Source organism: Micromonospora sp. NBC_01638, from assembly GCF_045209745.1.
Lineage (GTDB): Bacteria > Actinomycetota > Actinomycetes > Mycobacteriales > Micromonosporaceae > Micromonospora.
In genome coordinates, this window is the sequence record NZ_CP109273.1 from 6,467,124 (window position 1) to 6,487,959 (window position 20,836).

13 protein-coding genes are annotated in these 20,836 nt (G+C 73.0%); 1 reads left to right on the forward strand and 12 read right to left on the reverse strand.

The window, feature by feature from the left end:
- Nucleotides 1–18: 18 nt before the first annotated feature.
- The 5 genes from OG811_RS30165 to OG811_RS30185 form a co-directional block, all read right to left on the reverse strand.
- On the reverse strand, nt 19–2,151 hold the full coding sequence (locus OG811_RS30165) for a B12-binding domain-containing radical SAM protein (RefSeq protein ID WP_406070588.1): 2,133 nt from the start codon (nt 2,149–2,151) through the stop codon (nt 19–21).
- Nucleotides 2,152–2,161: 10 nt separating this feature from the next.
- Nucleotides 2,162–3,559 carry a TfuA-like protein gene (locus OG811_RS30170; protein ID WP_406070590.1) on the reverse strand — a complete coding sequence of 466 codons (1,398 nt, stop codon included), beginning with the start codon at nt 3,557–3,559 and terminating at the stop codon, nt 2,162–2,164.
- Nucleotides 3,552–4,718: a YcaO-like family protein gene (locus OG811_RS30175; RefSeq protein ID WP_406070592.1), complete on the reverse strand. Its 1,167-nt coding sequence runs from the start codon at nt 4,716–4,718 to the stop codon at nt 3,552–3,554. Before OG811_RS30175 ends, OG811_RS30170 begins: the two co-directional genes overlap by 8 nt.
- A gap of 27 nt (nt 4,719–4,745) precedes the next feature.
- Nucleotides 4,746–5,120, reverse strand: a complete 375-nt coding sequence (locus tag OG811_RS30180) for a hypothetical protein (protein ID WP_406070593.1) — start codon at nt 5,118–5,120, stop codon at nt 4,746–4,748.
- A gap of 148 nt (nt 5,121–5,268) precedes the next feature.
- The gene (locus tag OG811_RS30185) at nt 5,269–5,631 is read right to left on the reverse strand and encodes a hypothetical protein (RefSeq protein ID WP_406070594.1); all 363 of its coding nucleotides are present in this window, start codon (nt 5,629–5,631) and stop codon (nt 5,269–5,271) included.
- A 333-nt stretch (nt 5,632–5,964) separates the two neighbouring features.
- On the opposite strand from OG811_RS30185, the gene OG811_RS30190 reads away from it, so the two are divergent.
- On the forward strand, nt 5,965–6,744 hold the full coding sequence (locus OG811_RS30190) for a MerR family transcriptional regulator (RefSeq protein WP_406070596.1): 780 nt from the start codon (nt 5,965–5,967) through the stop codon (nt 6,742–6,744).
- A gap of 8 nt (nt 6,745–6,752) precedes the next feature.
- Here OG811_RS30190 and OG811_RS30195 read toward each other — a convergent pair whose 3' ends face one another.
- The 7 genes from OG811_RS30195 to OG811_RS30225 form a co-directional block, all read right to left on the reverse strand.
- A complete protein-coding gene (locus OG811_RS30195) occupies nt 6,753–9,785 on the reverse strand; it encodes an ATP-binding cassette domain-containing protein (RefSeq protein ID WP_406070597.1) in 3,033 nt (1,010 codons plus the stop codon).
- Nucleotides 9,786–9,809: 24 nt separating this feature from the next.
- Nucleotides 9,810–11,993: an NHLP family bacteriocin export ABC transporter peptidase/permease/ATPase subunit gene (locus tag OG811_RS30200; RefSeq protein ID WP_406070598.1), complete on the reverse strand. Its 2,184-nt coding sequence runs from the start codon at nt 11,991–11,993 to the stop codon at nt 9,810–9,812.
- Nucleotides 11,990–12,799, reverse strand: a complete 810-nt coding sequence (locus OG811_RS30205) for a hypothetical protein (RefSeq protein WP_406070600.1) — start codon at nt 12,797–12,799, stop codon at nt 11,990–11,992. The genes OG811_RS30200 and OG811_RS30205 overlap by 4 nt, the downstream gene beginning before the upstream one ends.
- Nucleotides 12,796–14,259 carry a SagB family peptide dehydrogenase gene (locus OG811_RS30210; RefSeq protein ID WP_406070601.1) on the reverse strand — a complete coding sequence of 488 codons (1,464 nt, stop codon included), beginning with the start codon at nt 14,257–14,259 and terminating at the stop codon, nt 12,796–12,798. Before OG811_RS30210 ends, OG811_RS30205 begins: the two co-directional genes overlap by 4 nt.
- Nucleotides 14,260–14,340: 81 nt before the next feature.
- On the reverse strand, nt 14,341–16,617 hold the full coding sequence (locus tag OG811_RS30215) for a TOMM precursor leader peptide-binding protein (protein WP_406070603.1): 2,277 nt from the start codon (nt 16,615–16,617) through the stop codon (nt 14,341–14,343).
- Nucleotides 16,618–16,760: 143 nt separating this feature from the next.
- On the reverse strand, nt 16,761–17,777 hold the full coding sequence (locus OG811_RS30220; protein ID WP_406070604.1) for a hypothetical protein: 1,017 nt from the start codon (nt 17,775–17,777) through the stop codon (nt 16,761–16,763).
- Between the two features lie 151 nt (nt 17,778–17,928).
- Nucleotides 17,929–20,808 (reverse strand): ATP-binding protein, encoded by a 2,880-nt coding sequence (locus tag OG811_RS30225; protein ID WP_406070605.1) that lies wholly within the window; start codon nt 20,806–20,808, stop codon nt 17,929–17,931.
- Nucleotides 20,809–20,836 lie beyond the last annotated feature (28 nt).

The window sequence follows — 20,836 nt, forward strand, 5'->3', positions numbered from 1 at the left end:
ACCTCAGCCGGCGGTCGGTCACCGCGCCGGCCCGGTCGGGGCCGGGAGCCGATGCCGGCGGATCAGCCGCTGCCCGATGAAGGTTCGCCAGACCCGGTCGGCGACGGTCGGTTCGACGATCCAGAGCCGACGCTGCGCCTCGGCGAGGGTGAGCGGCGCGGTGAAGAGATCCAGGAACAACCGGCTGCTGCGGTTGAGTGCGAACACCTGACCGTCGACCCGGCGGAACAGGTGCCGGTCCGCCGGCAGGTCGCCGGGGACGCCCTCCTGCTCGTCCGACCGGATCCGCCGGTACGCGTCCCAGACCTGCTCGTCGTCGCGGTCGACGAAGGAGCCGTTGGCGAGGAACTCAGTCTGGTCGTCGGTGTCGTGCCGGACCCGGTCGTGGGCGAGTACGCCGCGCACCGCGGTGCCGTAGCGGTCGTGGTAGAAGAACGTGTGCGGGGTGTCGGTGCTGCCCAGCCACGGACGGTGATAGTGCCCAGGATTCAAGCCGGCCTTGGCCTGGGCGACCTCGGCCTGCGCCGCTTCGGTCACCGGCTCGTCGTACCGGAGCATCCGGACGATGTCCGAGCCCTCCACCGGCCGCACGTTGGTGATGCCGAACCGCTCCGGCTCCTTGGCGATGATGGCGCCCGGGGTCAGCATGAAGTCACCGAGCCCGCCGAGGGTCCACAGGTCCGGGTTGTCGCGCAGGAATGTGATGCTGTCCAGCGCCTCTTCACGGGTCTCGGTGGGGAAACCGGTGAAGCCCATCATCTGCACACCGATGTTGGCCTTGGTCATCGCGGTCATGGTGCGTCGTACCTGCTCCGGCTTGGTGCCCTTGTCGATCAGGTCCAGGATGCGCTGGTTACCAGACTCGAAGCCGACCGAGATGGCCACGCAGCCGCTGCGCCGCAACAGCTCGCAACGCTCGTCCGACCAGTACTTCTCCAGCCGGATCTCGGCACCCCAGCGGAAGTCCAGCCCCCGCTCGACGACCTGCTCGGCGAAGCGCAGGATGGTCGCGGGAGCGAGCACGTCCACCGAGAAGTAGATGAACTTGGCGAACTTCGACAGCTCGGTGACGTCCGCGATCATCGTGCCCACCGTGTCCTGCCGCCACGGGCTGGTGGGACCGTCGGTGTTCAGGCCGTAGTCGCAGAACGTGCACTTGTTCCAGTAGCAGCCTCGGGTCGGCGAATAGTAGACGAACCGCTCCGGGCTGAGGTAGAGGTCCCAGGGCAGGCCGGAGAAGTCCGGGACCGGCACCTGCGCCAAGCGCTCGTAGCGCAGGGGCAGCTGACGCTGGCGGCCGTACTTCGGGTGCAGCCGGACGTTGGGGTGCCCGGCCGGCAGGGTGCCGGCCGCCACCGCGTCCAGGATCTCCGTGTACGCGCTCTCCCCCTCCCCGACCACGATCGCGTCGAAGTCGGCCAGCACCTGGAAGACGTACTCGGGCTTGCTGGCGCACTTCCAGACGTCGGAGATCTCCGTGCCACCCGCGATGAGGAAGACGTCCGGGCAGGCCCGCCGGACGAGTCGGGCGATCCAGAGCGCGAACGGGAGCTGCCACTGGTAGGTGGCGCTGATCCCGATCACCTGGTGCCCGCCAGCGGCCAGCCGCGGGATCAGCACGTCCTCGTAGTACGGCTGGAAGGGCCGGTTGAGCCGAGCGAGCAGCGCCTCGTCGGTCAGCGCGGCTACCGAGCCGATCGAGATCATCGGCGGCGGTTGGAGCCGGAATCCGGCGTAGAACTGCCCGGGAAACCCGACCGCGCCAAGCGCGTCCATCCAGGAAATCACGCCCTCGACGGCGTCCTGGTAGTGCCGGTAGTCGTAGAACAGGGTCGGATCCTGCAGCACCCCGATCGACCGGCGCAGCCGCTCCGGATCAGGGTCGGGCAGGCCGAGCTGATTCGCCCGGGCCATCAGCGCGTCCGGGCCGCTGAGGTCGTCGATCGAGAGCCGGGACAGCTCCCGCCGCAGCCAGTCGTACGCCGACGGGGTGTACGAGTGGTGGAACGCCTCGATGTTGGCGTCGATGATCTCCGCCGGCCGGTGCCCCTGTGCCCGGGCGTACGAGTCGAGATAGTTCAGGGAGTGGTATCCCGAGGTGGGATCGGTCAGCGGGGGGTAGATCAGTGCCGCCTTCACCGTGCCGCTCATCGACTCCTCCTCAGCCGACCCGGGCCGCTGAACCGGCCAGGGTGTCCTCGTGCGCGCGCTCGGCCACCGCCGGCAGTCGCGGGGCGCCGAACGCCTTGACGTACGCCACCAACGGTTCGGCGGCGTACCGGAACGCCGCCAGGTCGACGAAGCCCCGGTCCCACGCCGCCGCTTCCAGCCCGTCAGCGGCACAGCCCCACAGCCTCGCGAAGCACTGGTCGACGACCTCGGTACGGAAGTGCAGCCGGCCACCCGGGCGGCGGAGTCCCGTCGTACGCGGGACGAGTGTCTCGTTCAGCGACGCCGCAGTCGCCGCGACCTGCCGCGCCGCGGCGAGCAACGCGGGGGTACGCAGCGGCGCCGCGACCATCCACAGCGCCAGGCTGCGGTACGGCGTGGTGCCGAACGCCCGCACCAACACCCGCAGCACCGCCTCGCGATCGCCGAGGCCCCGTTCCCGGTCGGTCAGCCAGTCCCACCCGCTCGGCGGCGCACCGGTCAGCCCTCGCAGGCGGGCCACCTCGCGGGCACGCTCCTCGACCATCGGGTCGGCGATGTCGACCTCGGCCAGCCCGGCCAGCACCCCCCGCCGGTGCCAGGCCGGCGTCTCGGGGTGCAGCAGCATCAGCACCGCGGCGGCCTCCCGGTCGCTGGTCCAGTGCCCGCCGACCGACTCCCCGGCGAACCGCGATCGCCAGCTGTCGAGGAAGCGGGTGTGCAGGTTGTCGATCGGCTGGTCGCCGGCGTGCGCCGGGCACAGCTCGGGCGCGTTGTCCGCCGCCATCGACAGCAGCAGCCGTGCGTCGGCGCCCTTGGCGTCGCAGGGGTCCCGCCAGTGCCAGGTCAAGAACCGGGCCACCACGGCCGCCGCCCCGGGTGGGGCGGTGCGCTCCAGCGCGCGGTACGACCGCCGTCGGAAGGGCAGGTCCCGGCCGATGTCCAGCAGCAGCACGGCCTCGGCGTCGCTGAGCACGCCGGCCGCGACGGCGCGGCGCAACGCGACCCGGATGTTCACCAGCGGGTCGCTCAACGCGCGGTGGCCTTCCTCGGCGGGCCCGTGCACGACCGCCACCTCGTCGTCGCCCGTGACGACGCCGTCGCGGTAGAGCTGGAACACCTCGCCCACGCCACGCATTCCGAACTGCCACAACTCGGCGGCGCGCAGTGCGCCCATGCTGGCGGCGCCGGCCACGGTCACTCCACGGTCGAGCAGGTGGAGGATCTCCCGGTGGCGGACCGGCGGGTGTTGCAGAAAGAACCCGTCGATGACGAGGACCCGGTCGCCGGGGGCGACGTCCAGGCGGAGCAGGTCGCCGTGCGCGACGGGCGGCAGCACCACCGCGTCGGGCAGCAGCCGACCGACCTCGTCGGCCGGCAGGCTCGGACCGATGAAGACGATGTCAGTCACGGGGCACTCCCGGTCGGGTACTCAGGGCCCGCTCGTCGAACATCCGCAGGCCGGGGGCGAACACCTTGCTCACCGGAATGCCGATGTCGTCGTGCGTCAGGTCGACGCTGAACGGCTCGACGCCGGTGACCCGCTGCACCCGCGACGCCAGCTCGCGCAGCACCTGGGTCACGTCCCCCGCGGGCGGGGAATCCCGGCGGACCGGCGTGACGGGGCGGTCGACGGTGGGGGGCGGCACCGGCGGTGCGCCGACGTCGTGGTACGCGGTGGCGTCGATGTCGTCCCGGGCCCCGGAGACCATGACCAGCCGCGATTGGGCCGCCTCCGCCATGGCCCGACCTACGGCGATCTGCGGGTCCACGTGGCAGCCGAAGCCGCCGAAGGTGACCGGCAGGTCCGGGGACCAGATCGAGGCGGCATAGCAGGGTACGTCGACTGCGTTGGTGATGTCACAGACCTCCACCCAGCAGCCGGCCCGCACCAGCGCTTCGTGCACCGTGCGGGTCATCGCGTTGGTGGCGGTGCCCGGGTCGGTGTAGGTGCGCTCGGCCAACGGGGAGGTGCAGTACGGGGCGATGCAGTCGCGTTCGACGACCTCCAGCAGGGCGTGCAGGCTGGCCTCGGCGAAGGTGTTCCCGGTGGCCAGCCCGTTGCTGCTGGGGGTGAACAGGGCGCGGTCCCAGCCACGCCGGACGGTGAAGTCGAGTTCGATGGTGGCGCGGGGCACCAGGCAACGCGCACCGGTCACCAGCCCACGGCCGGCCACCCAGTCGAGCTCGACGGCAGGGGTCAGGGGCGACCGTTCCGCCAGGTGCAGCCACCGGACGTCGTACGGCAGATCGAGCGCCTCGGCCGGGGACCGGACGACGGTCCCCGGCCGGAGGTTCTCCGCATGCCAGGACTCGATGCTTTCCATTACCGCGCTGACCCGGGCCTGCGTCGCCGTGGCACCGGTGCCGACGCTCACCGCCATGGTGGCTCCGACCGGCCGGTAGGCGACGTGCACCGGTAGGCCGATCTCGTCGAGCCGGGTGATGTCGGCGACCCGGGTGATCCGGAACCGGTCGAGCATGCCACCGATCCGTTCCCAGGTCTGCTCCACGGTGGCCGTCCGGTAGGTGCCGGATCGGAACGCGATGGTCTCGGTCGTGTCAGTCATCGAGGCTCCCGGCGGGGGGTGGGAAACTCAGAGGATGAGGACGGCGATGATGTTGACGTTGTTGTCGGCCACCGGGGCCACGCCACCGGCGACCGTCTCCAACTCGGCCTCGGTCAGCTCGTTGAGGTCGACCAGCGGCACCTCGGGCACGTGCAGCACGTGCAGGCCGGGCGTGCCGGACCAGTCGGCGACGACCTGCTCCTTGGTGTAGAGCGTGGCGGGCTGGGCGCGGTCGACCTCGACCCTGGCGCCGGGGGCGACCGGCAGGCCGGCCGCCGTCGCGTAGCCGGTCGGGTCGGCGAGGAGGCGTTGCAGTTCCTCGTCGCTGCGCCACACTGCGGTGACCAGTTCCGAGTACTTGGTCACGAACCTCGCGCCATATTCCTGTTCGTCGTTGCTCATCGTTCGGTCCTTTCCTCGGGATCGCTGCAGGACGGGCGGTTAATCGCTGTGGCGAGAACGCTAGGAAGATCGAGGTTCGACAATCAAGGATTTTGTCTGACTGCCATCAGAATCTGCCGCGCCGGCCGGCGGGCGGCAGACATCGGTGTCAGGTGCAGCAGCACGGGCAGCAGCAGGCACAGCTGGAGTCCAGGCCGGCGACGACGCTGTCCAGCTCGTCCTCGGCCAGCTCCGCCTGGGCCACCGGCAGCAGCGACGGCACGAAGAGCACGAAGATGCCGGTGGTCCCCGCCAGCTGCCACGACTCGACCTGCACCTCGAGGTCCGGATCGGCGTCGGCGACGTCCCGGACCACCCGGACCTGCACATCCTCGGACAGTTGAAGCCCGTAGCCGGCGAGGAACCCCCGCGGGTCCTCCTCGAGCGCCTGCTCCTTGACCGGGTCGGCCCAGACGTCGGCGACCAGCCGGCTGTACGCGGCCACGAAGACCGCTCGATCGACAGGTGTCACACCCTGCTCCCTTCGATGGTCGGCCGCCGGCGGAGACACCGGGGCGGCGACAGGCAGCGCGGGAGGTTCCGGGCTGCCTGTTTCGCTTCATCGTGGGCCACCGGCGGATCAGGTCCGCCCAAAGAGCGGGGATTTCATCGAATGTGGCCGCGAAAAGGTCGCGCTGCGGCGAAAGCCGGGTAATTGGGAATCAGCGGCTTACGGCGGATTGCGATTCTAATGATTGTCACCACTGTGGACAAGTAGTAATTCCTCGCCTGTCACCCGCCCGGTGCCCGCACATACGCTGCGATCGGCGGACCGCCCACCGTGACAGCGGTTCGACGGGGTGCCGTGTTCCGTCACCGAATGCTGCCGGAGGCCACCGTGACCATCGACGAGGTGACGACGACGCCCGGCGGCCTGGCCGGGTACAGCGTGGAGGAACTCGCCCGCAAGGTTGGGATGTCGCCGCGCAACATCCGTGCCCACCAGGCCCGGCGGCTGCTGCCCCCGCCGGTGCGGCGTGGCCGGGCCGCGCTCTACGACGACTCCCACGTCCGCCGGCTGGACGCGATCCTCACCCTGCAGCGGCAGGGCTTCAACCTGGTGTCCATCGAGGCGATGCTCGGGGTCCGGGCCAGTGACGAGGCGCCCGACGGACTGACCGCGATGCTGCAACGCCTGACCGCCGATCGTCCCGCGCTGGCCCACGCGCTGACCCGGCACGGCGTGATCGGACGGACCACCGACGGCACCGTCCGCACCGTCCGGCCACGCCCGCTGCGCGCCGCCCTGGACCTGCATCGGGTACGGGTGGGCACGGTGCCGGCACTGCAGACCCTCAGCGAGGTGCTGGACAGCCTCCGGCCGGTGGCCGACGAGCTGGTCGCCGCCGTCACCGCCCGGCTGCTGGCCCTCGCTCCGGAGCTGGTACGCAGCGGCGCCCGGTCGTCCTGGGCCGACCTCGACCGGGAAACCCTGCTGCTGACCCAGGGCGTGGTCAACGTGCTCACCGAGGCGTTTCGGCTCGCCGTGGAAAACCAGGCGGAGGCGCACGTCGCGGAGCTGCTGGAGAACCACCTCGACACGGACGTGTGCCTGGAGGACAGCACGGTCATCGACAACGGCTGACCGAACCGTCAGCTCGTCGCGGGCTGCCCGTCCGGCTGCCGGCTCTCCACCACGACGTCGGACCGTTCCGGTTCGGCCAGCAGTTGCCGCCGCGCCAACCGGTGGAACAGCCCTTCGGTGTGTTCCATCAACTCGTTGAAGCTGCCCCGCTGGACGATCCGCCCCGCTTCGAGGACCACGATGGTGTCCGCCGCACGGACCGTGGACAACCGGTGGGCGATGACCACCCGGGTCGCGGCCAGGGCCGCGGTGCTCTGGGTGACCACCTCCTGGGTCCGATTGTCCAGAGCGCTCGTCGCCTCGTCGAGGAAGATGATCCGGGGCCGGGGAGCCAGCGCGCGGGCGATCAGCACCCTCTGACGCTGCCCGACGGAGAGCGTCCCGCCGCCGAACGGCACCATCGTGCTCATCCCCATCGGCAGCGTCTCCAGGTCGTCGGCGAGGCCGGCCATCCGCGCCGCCTCCCAGACCTGGTCCAGTGGGAAGCTGCCGGCGCCACAGATGTTGTCCCGGACCGAGCCGGCGAAGAGCTGGCCGTCCTGCAGGACCACCCCGCACTGCCGGCGGACCGCGTGTACGTCGAGTTCGGAGAGGTCCTGGCCGTCGTAGAGCACTGCGCCCTGCTGCTGGCGTTCGAAACCGAGCAGCAACCGGAGCAGTGTGGACTTTCCGCAGCCACTCGGTCCGACGATGGCGACGAACTCACCCGGGCGGACGTGCAGGTCGACGTCGACGAGCACCGGCGGCTCGTCCGGCTGGTAGGCGAAGGTGAGCCGGTGCAGCGCGACTTCGCCGCGCAACTCGCCCGGGTCCACCCGGTCCGGCCGCGCCTCAGGGGCGGCGCGCAGGATCTCCCGCAGGCTGCCCAGCCGGGGCACTGCCGCGATCACTTCGACCCCGGCCGACACCAGCACCAGCAGCGCGCCGAGCAGCATCGCGAAGCCGACGTTGAGAACGAAGAAGTCGGCCGGCGCAACCCGGCCGGCGAGCGGCCCCATCAGCACAGCGAACAGGACCAGTTGACCGGCGACCGGCAGCACGGTGCCGAAGGCGACCAGGCCCGCCTGACTCTGCCGGACCCGTTGCAGCGCCGCCCGGGCCGCCGCGGCCACCTCCGACCAGCGCGCGTGCGCACGGGATTCGGCGGCGGCCAACTTGATCTTGACGATGCCGCCGAGCAGCTGGTTGGTCATCGCCGCCGCCCGGTGCTCGGCCGGCAGCGCGGACCGTTGCTGACGGACGATCAGCACAGCGAACGCGCCGAAGGTCAGCATCGTGACGGCGACGATCCCCGCCCCCCACAGCCCGAGCACGGGCTCGACCACCAGGAGCATGCCGAGGGTCACCGCGACGGTCGCGGCCGCCGAGACGAGCTGCGGCAGCAGCGCGCTCAACGCCTCGCCGACGAACGAGATCCCCAACATCGAGTTGGCGATCTCACCGCTGCTGCGACCGGCGAAGAACCGGGCCGGCAGCCGCATGAGCCGGTCCCAGATCGCCAGCTGCGCGCCGGACTGCATCCGGCCGTCCAACCGCAGCAGACGCAGGTTCTGCACCACACCGACCAGCCCCGCGACCACCGCGGCGCTGAGCATCAGCGCGAGGAAGCCGAACAGGCCGTTCACCTCGCCCTGCCGGGCCAACTGGCCGAGCACCTCGCCGGTGGCCAGCGGCACGCCCAGGCCCAGCAGTGCCACACAGGCAGCGGCGAACAGCAGGCCCCGCACGTCGCGGGCCGCACCGACCAGCCCGGCCCGCAGCAGGTGGCGCATCCGAGCGGTCGGCGGTAGCGGCGCCTGCACCTCGGTCGCCTCCGCGGCGAACGTCGCGGCCACCGTCGCGTCGATCCGACCGTACGCCCGGGTGTCCGGGTCGACGTGGTGGTAGCGGCCCCGGCGGAACACCAGCGGCACCGCGACGGCGCGCTCCGGGTCATCGCCGGTCCGCCACCCCACCAGCGACCCCAGGTCCCGCCGCCACCATCGGTCCGGCAGCCGCACCTCACGCAGGAACAGGCTGGACGCTCGGGCCACCGCGTGCACCGCCGCCCGGTCGTCCAGCGGCGCGCGGCTGCGGTCGGCCGGCTCGTTGATCGGGCTGCCCATCCCCTCGGTGACCACCCGGACCACCGAGGCCGCCCGCCCGTACCGGTCGAAGCCGGCCTCCCCGTCCGGAATCGGAACCGCACCGCCCGCGCCGATCACCCCGATCGACCGGCGAGCCGCCGCGGCGAGCACCGCGGCGTCGGTCTGCCGGCGCCGCTGCACGGCGCTCAGCAAGGCCGCGTCGGCCTCCTCGATCCGGGTCTCCACCATCCGCAGCAGCCGGGCCACGTGCTGGTCGACCGCCGACCGGAGCTGACCGTTGACCAGCAGGTCCCAGCTGCCGTGGCTCTCCACCACGCACGGCGACTCGGCCACCACCCAGTCCCGCTCGGCGACCAGCAGCAGCTCCCGCTCCCCCGACATCTCCGCCGGGCCACCGTCGTTGCGTCGCAGCTGTCCGCCGGCGCTGCGCAGCCACCAGGCGCCGCCGGTGGAGGTGAGGGCGCTTCCCTGCGCCAGCGAAACGATCTCGCGTCCGCGCAGGGTGGACGCCTCCCGGGGCGCCTGCCCGCGGCGCAGCGCGTCGGCGATGGTGACCAGCACCAGGTCCACCGCAGCGACCAGCTCCGTCGCGGCGGTCCGCGCCCGCAGCGACGCCCCCTCGTCCACCACGCGGCCGAGCCGGACGTGCCGCTCCAGCAGGGACAGGTGACGCCGGGACAGCCCACGCAACTCCGTGCCGGGCAGCGGCACCAGGATCAACTGCCACGCACCGATCGCGGTGGACGTCGGCACCAGGCCACCCGCGGGCAGCCGGGCCACGTGGTGACGACGCGAGGGGCTCATCCCGGCCCGGCGCACCGCGAACAGGTCGGCCTCGCCTCCGGTCACCAGCCAGCCGGCCACCGGGCCGTCCAGGCGGCAGACCTGGCGTACGCCGTCCGCGCAGAAGCCGATCAGGCTGCCGGCCGGGGAATCCTCCACCGCGCCACTCATCAGCGTCTCCTCGGATCGTCGTGGTCAGTGGTCCCGGACCAGGCGCGCGTACGCCCCGTCCCGGGCGACCAGTTGCTCGTGGGTGCCGCGCTCCACCTCTCGACCGCCGTCCAGCACGACGATCAGGTCGCAGTCGCGGACCGTGGACAGGCGGTGGGCCACGATCAGGCAGGTCGCCCCCCGCCGGCGCAGGTGCAGGTCGATCCGGCGTTCCGTCTCGGCGTCCAGCGCGCTGGTGGCCTCGTCGAGCACCAGCACCCGGGGGTTGCGGACGAGCGCGCGGGCGATCTCGAGCCGCTGCCGCTGTCCACCGGAGAAGTTGCGGGCGTTCTCCCGCACCGGGCTGGCCAGGCCGCCCGGACGGCCCGCGACCTCGTCGTAGAGGCACGCGTCGGTCAGCGCGGTGACGACGTCCTCGTCTGCGACCGTGAGGTCCCACATGGTGACGTTGTCCCGGACCGTCCCCTCGAACAGCCGCTGGTCCTGGTCCACCATGGCGACGGTGGCCGCCCAGAGGCCGTCGTCGGCCGTTGGCCGTTCGAGGCCGTCCACGGTGACCCGGCCGGTCCACGGACGGTAGAGCCCGGCGACCAGCCGGCCCACCGTCGACTTGCCGCTGCCCGACCGCCCGACGAGCGCCACCCGGGCACCCGGCGGCAGGTCCAGGCTGAAGTTCTCCAGCAGCGGACGGCCCAGCGGGTTGTAACCGAAGGTGACCTCCTCGATGCGCAGGTGCCCCTCCATCGGTGTCAACGGGCGGTCGGGGTGGTCCTCGACCGACGGCAGCGGGTACCGCTCCACGTCACGCAGCCGGTTGAGGTCGGCGCTCATGTCCTGCAGCCGCGAGCCCAGCGCGGTCAGGTTGCCCAACGGCCGGTTCATCGCGGCGGCCAGGCTCTGCATGCCGACCAGCACGCCGACGCTCATCGCCTCCGCCACGACCTGCCGGCTGCCCAACCCCAGCAGCACCGCGGTGGTCCCCGAGGCGAGGAACGCCGGCAGGACGGAGAGCACCGCGGTGGGCACCCCCAGCCGCTGCTGACGGGTGGCGACGGTCGCGTGGCGCGCCGCGAACCGGGCCACGGCGCGTTCCTCCTCGCCGCCGGCCTTCACCGTCTCGATCATCTGGACCGTGGTGTACACGGTGGTCACCAGCTTGCTGCGGTCCGCCTGGAGGCCGGCGACGGCGGTCGACCGGGTCGAGGCGACGTAGCGGAGCACGCTGACGTTCAGCCCGGCGAGGACCACCGCGCACAGTCCGAGCAGCAGGTCGTACTGGCAGAGCAGCGCCCCGTACGCCAGCACCAGGCCGGTGTCCACCACTGTGGTGGCAGCCCGGCGGGTGAGCACCTCGGCGACCACCTCGTTGCCGCGGACCCGCTGGCTGAGATCGGCGGCCTGCCGCTGGTCGAAGAAGGTCGGCGGCAGCCGCAGCAGATGTCGGAAGAACCGGGCGGCGCTGCCGAGGGCGAGCGCCGTCTCCGCGCGTACGGTCAGGCGTTGCTGGAGCAGGCTGGCCAGGAAGGTCAGCACGGTGGCCACCGCCACCGCCGCCACCAGGCCGGCGAACGCGGCCCGATCCTCCTGCAGCAACACCCGGTCGACGAAGACCTGGGCCATCACCGGGATGGTCAGACCGACCACGGCGATCAGCAGGCCGAGCAGCAGCATCTGCGCGATCGCCGAGCCCGGGCCGCGCCACCGCTCGGCCAGCGCCCGGACCAGCCGGTAGCGGGTGCCGCCCGGCCGGAACTCCGGGCCGGGCTCCATGGTGAGCACGATGCCGGTGAAGGCACCGTCGAACTCCTCCCAGCTCACCGCGCGGGGACCGGTGGCCGGATCGTTGATGAAGACCTTGCGGCCGAGCCCTTCCAGCACCACGAAGTGCTCGAACCGCCAGAACAGCACCGCCGGCAGCGCCACGGTGGACAGGCCGGCCAGGTCCATCTGGAAACCCTTGGCCACCATTCCGTACCGGCGGGCGCCCTTGAGCACGGTGGCCGCGGTGGAGCCATCCCGGCTCACTCCGCACACCCGGCGCAACTCCTCCAGGGGCACGTGCCGACCATGGTGCGCGAGCAGGATCCCAAGCGCGGCGGCACCGCACTCCACCGCTTCCATCTGGATCAGGGTGGGCGTGCGGACTCGTCGACGCCGGATCCTGGGAAGCTCCGGCGCACCGCTGGCGGCGCTCGTCGGCGCGCTCATCGGCGGAGCAACCAGTCGATCGGGTGTTCCCGGTCCACAGTGAACGAGGCGGTGACCTCGCTGGCCGAGTTGAGCTGGAACGGTGGCGGGGACTTGGTCCAGCGCAGGCCGCCCGGGGCGGCCGGGTCGGGCTCCAGGGCGACCGTCACCCGGACCACGCTGCCGCGGGCGAGCAGCCGTCGGACGTCCGGCCCGGTGCCCAGGAAGGCGCGCAGCGAGGCCTCGGTCTCCGGGAAGGCGCCGACCGTGGTCACCTGGCCGGCCAGGGTGCCGAACACGTTGCGCGGCGCGGCCGCGGCGGCCACCTCGACGGACACGCCGGGTTGCAGCAGCGGCGCGGCGACGGCGGGGGCGTAGACGACGGCCTGCAACGCGTCCCCGGCGGTGTCGAGCCGTTCCAGGTCGGCCAGGTGCGTGCCCGGAGTGACGATCTCGCCCTCCGAGACCAGCCAGGCAACGACGTACGCGTCACCCGGCGCAGTCTCCACCCGCACCTTGCCGTCCGACGTGCGCAGGCTGTAGAGGGGGGTGCCCTTCGGCACCCGCTGGTGCGGTGACGCCCACACCTTGGTGACCTGACCGCTGTCGAGCGCGTCGAGGGCCGAGATCCCGTTGGAGTGGATCAGCACCCCGGCCGCCTCGACGGTCCGGGGCACCACCGTGCGCACCGACCAGACACCCGCGGCGACCACGACGATGACCAGCGCGGTGGTGGCCAGCCAGTTCGGCACTGTGGTCAGCCGGACCGCCCGGTCGAGTTGTTCGGGCGCCTCCAACTGGCGCAGCGCCTGCCGCCGGAACTTCATGGCCGGCCCCCCGCTCCGGCCGGGCCGGCGGCGCAGCGCGAGCCGAGCAGGAAGTCGGCCACGCTCGGCTCGACCAGCGGATCGAGCCCGGACAACTCGGCGAAGGCCTGGGAGTCCCCGGCGCCGAGGGCACACGGCGCCAGCCCCATGGCGGTGGCGACGAGATACATCTGCTGGGTCAGCACACCCGCGTCCTTGAGAATCATGGCGTAGCTCATCCCTTCGTACTTCCACATCAGCCGTTGGACCCGGGCGGTGACCACCAGGACCGTCTGCGGTGGCCGAGGCATGGCGCCGGCCGCCCGGGCGTACGCCAACAGCCGGTCGGCGGCGGGTCCCCAGCCGGCGACCGGCTCCAGCCGGTGCCCGACCGCGTCGTAGTGGTAGAGCCCGGGGTCAAGCCCGGCGCAGCGCGCGACCAGTGGATAGATCTCCAGCTCGTAGACCCCGCCGCCGCCCGGGTAGGGCCGGTGGCCGACCTCCTGCCCGCCGGCCTCGCCGACGGCGGTGGTGTGCTGCGACCGGTGCAGGAATTCCGCCAGCCGCTCCAGGGGCAGCGGCGCCGCGTCGTCGTGTTCGCGCACGCTGCGCCGGTCCGTGACGACCTGGCTGAACGCGGGATCCGCCTTGGCGATCGTCGCCAGGTCCGGCAGCGGCAACTCGACCGCCCGGCCCCCGTCGTACGGGCGGCGCAGCGGTTGCGGGGTGAAGCGCTCCCGCATCCGGTAGGTGCCGCCCACCGGCAGCGCGTGTCGGCCGGCCCGGGAGCGGTGGTGCAGCCGCAGCTCCTCCGGCGACCAGTAGGCCAGCGGCGCATCGTCGCACTCCGCCTCGAACTCGGCGTCGGTGACCAGGATCCGGGCGGTGGCCAACTCGTCGAGCACCCGGCCAGCGGCCTCCGGCGGCACGCCGAGCATGCGGGCCACCGTGTCTCCTCCGACGCCATGCACGGCTGCGGCCAGCACCGCGCCGAGGGCGGCGTCGGCGCAGCCGACGGTGAGGGTGCTCAGCGGCGATGCGGCCACCAGCATGCCCCGTTCGGGCTGCAGGGTGGCGAAGCGGGAGAGGCGGTAGCGGACCCCGGTTGTGTGCAGGCGGCTCTCCGGCAGACTGCCCCGACCCAGGCCGGTGGGCACCAGGTCGAGCAGCGCCCGGTCGTCGACCTGGACCCGGCGCTCCAACCAGGAGTGGGCGAGCAGCCGGCGCAGCAGCAACTGCGCGGGCAGCACCCGGCTCTCCCCCTCCAGGCCGCTGATCAGCCGGCCGACCTCGACGTCGCTGACCCAGTCGGCGGCGAGCCGCAGCAACAGCGCCCGCCGGCCCATTCCCGGTTGCTCCAGGGTGAGCTGGAAGCGGGTCTGCCGCAGGGTCAGCGAGCCGTCCTCGCCGAGTCGCAGTTCCGCGTCACGGCGGAGCCGGTACGACTCCTGAATCGGCGGACCGCCGACGGAGCCGCTCACGACGACCGTCGACCGACTGGGTCCACCACGGTGGTCATCCCCACATCCCTCCCACGTTCCCGGTAGGCCCGGGAGCGCCGGCTAGAAGAAGACGTTCAGCGGATTGGCCGACGTCTCGTCGACGGCCAGCGGGCCCCGGCCGAGGCGGGCCGGCACGTCCCACAGCCGGCCGGGACCGAGCCGGCGCCAGAAGTGCCGCAGGCCCGGCACGACGACTTTCACCACCGCCAGGTCGACATCCGGACGGGACTGGTCGACGACGATCACCTCCAGGCCGGCCCGCTCCGCCCGGCGTACGCACCGACGCACGTCATCCCCGACATCGCCGGTGGTCAGCGCCGGGTGGTCCGCTGCGGTGCGCGGCGGCCGGGTGGGGTCCGGGGACAGCCAGGGCTGGTCGACCACCCGCACGGTGCCGAACCAACGCGCGGTGTCCGGATCGTCGACGCCGTACCGGTTGCGTGGGGAGGTGGGTCCGGGAACGGCGGGCAGGAACTGGTTCACCTCGGTGAGCGCCCGGGTCAGCGCGACCCGCGCGTCCAGGTGCGCGCCGAAGCCGACCAGGACGTCCTCCGGCCCTCCGTCGGCCCGCCGGGACACCGCGGCGAACGCGGGTACGCCGAGGTCGGCGGTCAGGTCGAGGGCCCACAGCTCGCGGCCCAGGGCGGTGGCATGATGGTCGACACAGGCGGCGGTCCACGGGTCGGCGAACGAGGCGAGGTCCACCCCGGGCATCCGGGAGCGGTGGTACCACCACAGGGCCACGCTGTCCCGCTCCACGAGTTCGCAGAAGCCCTGCAGGATCGCCTCGGACAGGTTGCCGCCGGCCGCGCAGCCGTTCGAGTCGGCCGAGCACACTCCGAGCCCGGTCAGCTCCGGATGCCCGTACCAGCAGTGCGCGGCGGGCAGCTCGCGCGGTGTCTGCCGGGTCAGCGACCAGCCCGTGGTCCAGTCCAGCTCCACCTCGTCGGGCAGCGGGCGGGGAATGCGGTGCAGGTGGCCCAGGTCGCGGTTGAGCCGGTCCCGGTCGGCGAACTGGCGATCCGAGAACAGCAGCAACTCCCGCAGGTGTACCGCGCGGTCCGGACCGAGCTGCCGGTAGGTCGCCCGGTGCACCGGGCGGTCGCCGCGCCACACCCCGCAGTAGCGCTCCACCGCCTCCCCGATCGCGCTCATCCGGGCCTGCAGGTCGGTCCGGCCCTTGCCGCCGCTCTGCCCGCGCAGATTGCGGCGCAACGCGGCGAGCTGGCGGGGCTGGGCAAAGTTGTGCCCGGCCGAGTAGGTGTGGGTGACGCCGTTGTCGGTCGCCTCCAGCGGGGTCAGCCGGCTCACCACGCCCAGATACCGGCTGACGTGGTGGACGAGCGCGGCGTACGCCTCGGCGGGTTCCCGGGTGCGGGAGTCCCCCGCCCGGCTGGGCTGGGCGCCGCTCGGTGGCAGGTCGATCCGCGGCTCGGCCTTGCGGACGAGGTCCGGGTCGCCGCAGGCGGGGCACTGCGGCTGGCGTACCAGCTGGTGGCTCTCCGTGCTGAGGTCCCGGGTGTCCAGGGCGACCATCCGGCCGGTGAGGCGGGGCGACGTGCCCCGTACGGCGAGCACGGCGAGTTCGGCGGCGAGCAGCCCGGCGGCCATGGTGGCCAGTCCGGGCAGGACCGCGCGGCCGGGCTGCGGCAACGGACCAACCAGGTCCTGCCCGTCGAGAAAGGCGTTCACCTGCTCGTTCTCCTGCCAGCGTTGCCGCAGGCAGACCCAGCAGCCGGTGCGGCCCGGCACCAGGTGCGGGCCGAGGAAGACGACGTTGCCGTGTGGCCGGGCCAGGGTCCACGCGCGGCCGGCGGCCAGGTGACGGTCGTTGATCAGCGCCAGCCGGGGGTCGAGCATCGACGACGGCAGCACCAGCACCTGGGCGGTGCCCGGGTCGGGGTGCGGCCCGTCCGGCCCGACGACCGTGACGGCGAGTCCGAGGGCGCGCAGCGCGTCGGCGGTCTCGGCCACCCGGGGCGCCCCGAGGTCCACGATGGTGACCGTGCCCCCGGCCATCCACCGCCGCCCGGCCTCGGGCGGGACACCCCGGGCGTCCCAGCCGGCGGCCTCGGCCGGCGAGGTGTGCGCCGGACCGGACACCAGCAGGCCGTGGTCGCGCAGCCGGGCGAGGGCGGCGCCAACGGCGGCGACCGGGTGCCGGGTGGCCAGCCGGGCCACCACTTCGGCCAGCGGCGCGGCACCGTCGAGCTGGTCGGCCAGGTCCGCGGCGACCGGGTCGTCGATGAGCAGGCTGCGGGTCTCCCCCAGCACCACGAGCGGACCGTCGGGCAGCCGCACCGGCACGTAGTCCGATCGGAAACGCGGACGCCACATGGTTCCTCCCGAGCCTGGTTGCCGGACCGCCGCCGGCCCCGCCCTGATCACGGCTGCTGCCATCGTCGCGGTCCGGGACGTCCGATCCGAGTGATGCCACCGGTTTCTGCCGTCGGCGGCGCCGTGGACGGTCGGTGGCCGGGTCAGCCGACGGTGACGGTCAGCGCGGTGTCGTTGAGCCCCAGCACCGATGTGCCGGCGGTCTGCGCCGGTACGAGCAGCAGGAAGGTCTCCACCCGGGTGACCCGGATCGACTTTCCGCTGATCGCCGTGCGATGCCCGGTGGCGATCAGGTCCGGGCTCTGCGGCACCATCTGGACGGTGGCCGGGCCGCCGGGCGCCGGACGCAGCGTGTCGGTGGCGTGGATCGTCAGAAAGGTCAGCGTGCCGGTCGGCACCGCGACCGCGCAGTCGGACCACTCCGCCCGGTCCATCGTCCGCTGCACCGCCGCGCCGGCACCGGCGAGCTGCTGCCCGTAGACCTCCCAGCCGCCGGCGAACTGGCCGTCGAGCAGCGGGCTCGACACCACGAGGGACCGGTTGCTCGTCGTGGACCCGATGCTGCGGGCGAAAACCTCGGCGGCGAGGGCCCGACGGCTGGTTTCGTCCAGGGCGGTGCCGCCCGCCGTGGCCGGCCGACCGTCGATGCTCCGGGCGACCACCAGCGAAGGTTGGGTGACCTGAACATTGTGGCTGAGCTTCCACTGGCCGTCGGCGCCGAGCACGAACTGGCTGACGTCGGTGGGGGCCAGCTCCGAGCCGGCCAGCCTGAGGGTGGCCGTGGTGAGGAGGCAGGCCGGGTCGCCGGGCGGCATCGCGAAGACCGGGTTGATGTGCTGGAACGACGGTTGCGGACGCTGGTTGTAGGTGGCCCGGCGGACTGCGGCGATGCTGAGGTCCAGCGAGGGCGACACCTCCTGGGCCCGCAGCGCCTCGACGTCACCGGCCACCGAGGCGGCCGAGTCGGCCTGGTCGAAGGCGGTGAGCACCAGCGCGGCCCGGTCCCGACCGAAAGTGGCCGAACCGTGGGGCGCCGGGGTGGCCGCGTCCACCGGCTCGCCACCACAGCCGGTCAGCGCGAGCAGCGCCACCGCGGCGGCGGCGAACGGCACCGGCGCGGCGAGGGTACGCGGGCTCCTGACGGATCTTCTGCCCAGCATCTCGTCCTCCATCCGCCACCGGTGCACGGGAATCGCGCCCGATGCAGTCGAGTATGTGAGCGGCTGTGGGGCCAAACCGGTGGCGGCGCTGCCTCGTGCTGCCCGGCCTGTCGGCGTTGCACCGAACGACGTCATCCGGCCTGGATCGCGGTCACCGATCGGTGTCATCGAGCCGAGCGACCCAGGCGACCAGAGCCGACCGGGAAGCGACGCCCGCCTTGCGGTAGATGCGGGTCAGGTGCGCCTCCACCGTGCGGGGGCTGATGTTCAGCTGCCGCCCGATCAGTCGGCTGGTGGCCCCGGTCGCCGCCAGCCGCGCGATGTGCCATTCCCGGTCGGTCAGGGCGGCGACCTCGCGCGGGCCGACCGGACGGGCCAGTCGCAGGCCGACCCGTTCCGTCCCGCACCACCCGGCCAGTTCCAGCGCCCGGCGGCGGGCCCGCGCCGCCGGGGCGGTCTGGTCCGCGGCTTCGGCCGCCCGGGCCAGGGAGGCCAGCGCAAGGCTGCGCCGTAGCACCATCCCGCCGGCGCGGAACAGGTCAGCCGCGGTCTCCAGGTGCAGCAGCGCTGCCGGGACCTCGCCGCGGGCGAGCAGCACCTCGCCGTACGCCGACTCGGCGAAGCCCCGCTGCCCGGGGAGACCGACCTGATCCGCCTCGGCCATTGCCAGCCGCGCCTGCCGCTCGGCGTCGGCCACCTCACCTGCGGCGAGCGCGGCGGCGCAGAGCAGCTCGTACCACATCGGCCGGAGGGTGGTCTGGAGGCGGCTCAGCCGGCTGTCACCGCCGGCTGAGCGCACCAGTTCGGCACAGGTCGCCGGATCACCGGACAGCAGCGCCGCCGTCGCCAGCGCCATCGCGGCGGTACGACCGCACCAGGTGGCGAGGTCGGTGGCGATTCCGGCGGCGCTGCGGGCCAGCGCCACCGCCCGGTCGTCGTCCCGAAGGCCACCACGCCACGCCGTCGCCTCCGCCTCGAACGCCAGGGCGAAGCTCAGCAGGTGGCGACTGCCGATGCGCCGGGCGACGATGCCCGCCTCGGTAGCCAATCCGATGGCTGTGGTCAGCTGGCCGCCGTGGTAGGCCACCTGACTGCGACCGAGCAGCAGCTGGCACAATCCGTCGTCGCGGTGCGAGGCGCGGACGAGCGTCAGCCCTCGGTCGAGGTGCCGCACCGCGTCGGCCTGCCGTTCGAGGTACAACTCGGTCAGGCCGAGCGCGGTGAGGCAGTCGGGGTGGTCCCGCACGTCCCGGTCCGGCAGCGAGTCGACGATCCGGGCGCCGGCATCGAGCAGGCCCCGGGCGTCGTCGAGTGCGCCGTCGTGCGCGGCGGCCAGGCTGCGGACGGCCAGCAGGCCGGCCCGGTCCGCGCCGGAGCCGCCGAGATCTCCGGTGAGCGCGTCGGGCAGCCCTGCCACGGGGCGGCCGGCCAGGATGCCGGCGGCGCCGATCTCGGTGGCTAGTCGGTAGCCGCCGGTGGGTCCGGCGCAGGCTGGCAGGGCGGCCAGCTCGCGCCGGCTGATAGCCGCCGCCTCCGCGTAGTTGCCGAGCAGGCGTTCCACGCGCGCCCAGAGTGCTACTGCTTGGGCCCGTCGTCCCTGCGGGTCGGCGGGGAACAGCGGCACGATCTCCTGGAGCAGGGCCCTGCTCTCGGCCAGGTCGCCCGCCTCCCCGGTGATCTGGGCCAGCGCGAGTGACACGTCATGGCGACGCTGCGTCAAACCGGCCGTCGGCCGCAGCGCACGCAGCGCCAGCCGCAGCCAGCGGATGGCCAGGTCCGGTGTCTCGCGCCGGATCTCCTGCGCGGCCCGGCAGAGCACGTCGACGCAGCGGTCGGCCCAGCGGCCGTTCGGCAGGGCGAGCAGGCGCTCCGCGTAGCGGGCCCGGTCTGCGGGTGGCGCGCCCAGATCGACCAGCGCGGTGAGCGCCCGCGCACACGCCTCCACCTGCCACGCCGGGTCGGTGTCCTGGGCGACCGCCATCCGCAGCACCGGGTGCCGGAAGGCGAACCGTCCAGTGCCGGGGACGTGGCGGATCAGGTCAAGCCGGGCCAACCGCCAGCCGGCCTCGACCGCCAGTGACGCCGGGACCTGTGCGACCTCGGCGAGCAGGTCCGCGGCGAAGGGCGCATCGACGATCGCCCCGGCCCGCAGGCAGGCCAGCTCGACGGACGGCAGGTCCGTCCACTCGCGGCGCAGCACGGCCACCGCCGCATCGGACAGCCGGGCGCCAGGTGCTTCACGGATCGGGTCGGCGCTGTTCGAGGTGGGGTCGCCCGGCAGCGCCGCCAGGTAACCGGGGTTGCCGCCGGTCAGGTCGTACCGGGCGCGCAGCTCCACGGGGTCGACGTGGGGGTGCAGAGGCGCGACCTCAGCGAGGCTGAGAGGGCGGAGTTCGATCCGATCGTGTGACGTCAATTCGGCATCGGCGTGTTCGTCGGGATCTGGTGGACCGAACGGCATCGGGGTCGCCATCTGCCGCGGGCGGTAGACGAGCACGAGCAGCAGCGGGGCGGGCACCGGATAGCGCAGTAGGTGGGCGATCAGACCGGCGGAGGAGGGATCCGCCCAGTGCAGATCGTCGAGGACCAGCACCAGACCGTCCCGGGCCGCCAGGCCGATCAGCCGACGGGCCAACTGGTAGGTCCGGAACCGCCGGGCGTCCGACGCCCGCGCCGGCGCCGGCGGCACCGCGGCGGCGGACTCCGCCCAGGTCTCCCCGGTGGACCGCCCGCCAGGCAGCCCGCGTCGGAGTGGCTGCCCCTCCGTGAAGGCGTGCCGAAACACGTGAAAGGGGACGCCTCGCTCATCCGGCGCGCAGGTCCCGACGGCCCAGGGGACGGTGGGGACGCACCGCTCCAGGGCCTCGCGGACGAACCGGGTCTTGCCGATGCCCGGCTCCCCGACGACCTCGCAAACCAATTGCCGGCCGCGGCTCAGCACGGTGGCCTGGGCTCTCCCGATACGCGCCAACTGTGGTCGCCGCCCGACGAAGCGCGGGCTCGTTGACGCACTTTCCAGCCCAGGTGTCATCACGCAGATCAGACGCCTCCCGGCACAC

Bases quoted from the DNA above. Each gene is read 5' to 3' on its own strand.
- OG811_RS30215 (WP_406070603.1), bottom strand. From the start codon at position 16,617: ATGTGGCGTCCGCGTTTCCGATCGGACTACGTGCCGGTGCGGCTGCCC.
- OG811_RS30205 (WP_406070600.1), bottom strand. From the start codon at position 12,799: ATGAAGTTCCGGCGGCAGGCGCTGCGCCAGTTGGAGGCGCCCGAACAA.
- OG811_RS30220 (WP_406070604.1), bottom strand. From the start codon at position 17,777: ATGCTGGGCAGAAGATCCGTCAGGAGCCCGCGTACCCTCGCCGCGCCG.
- OG811_RS30165 (WP_406070588.1), bottom strand. From the start codon at position 2,151: ATGAGCGGCACGGTGAAGGCGGCACTGATCTACCCCCCGCTGACCGAT.
- OG811_RS30175 (WP_406070592.1), bottom strand. From the start codon at position 4,718: ATGACTGACACGACCGAGACCATCGCGTTCCGATCCGGCACCTACCGG.
- OG811_RS30195 (WP_406070597.1), bottom strand. From the start codon at position 9,785: ATGAGTGGCGCGGTGGAGGATTCCCCGGCCGGCAGCCTGATCGGCTTC.
- OG811_RS30180 (WP_406070593.1), bottom strand. From the start codon at position 5,120: ATGAGCAACGACGAACAGGAATATGGCGCGAGGTTCGTGACCAAGTAC.
- OG811_RS30225 (WP_406070605.1), bottom strand. From the start codon at position 20,808: ATGACACCTGGGCTGGAAAGTGCGTCAACGAGCCCGCGCTTCGTCGGG.
- OG811_RS30200 (WP_406070598.1), bottom strand. From the start codon at position 11,993: ATGAGCGCGCCGACGAGCGCCGCCAGCGGTGCGCCGGAGCTTCCCAGG.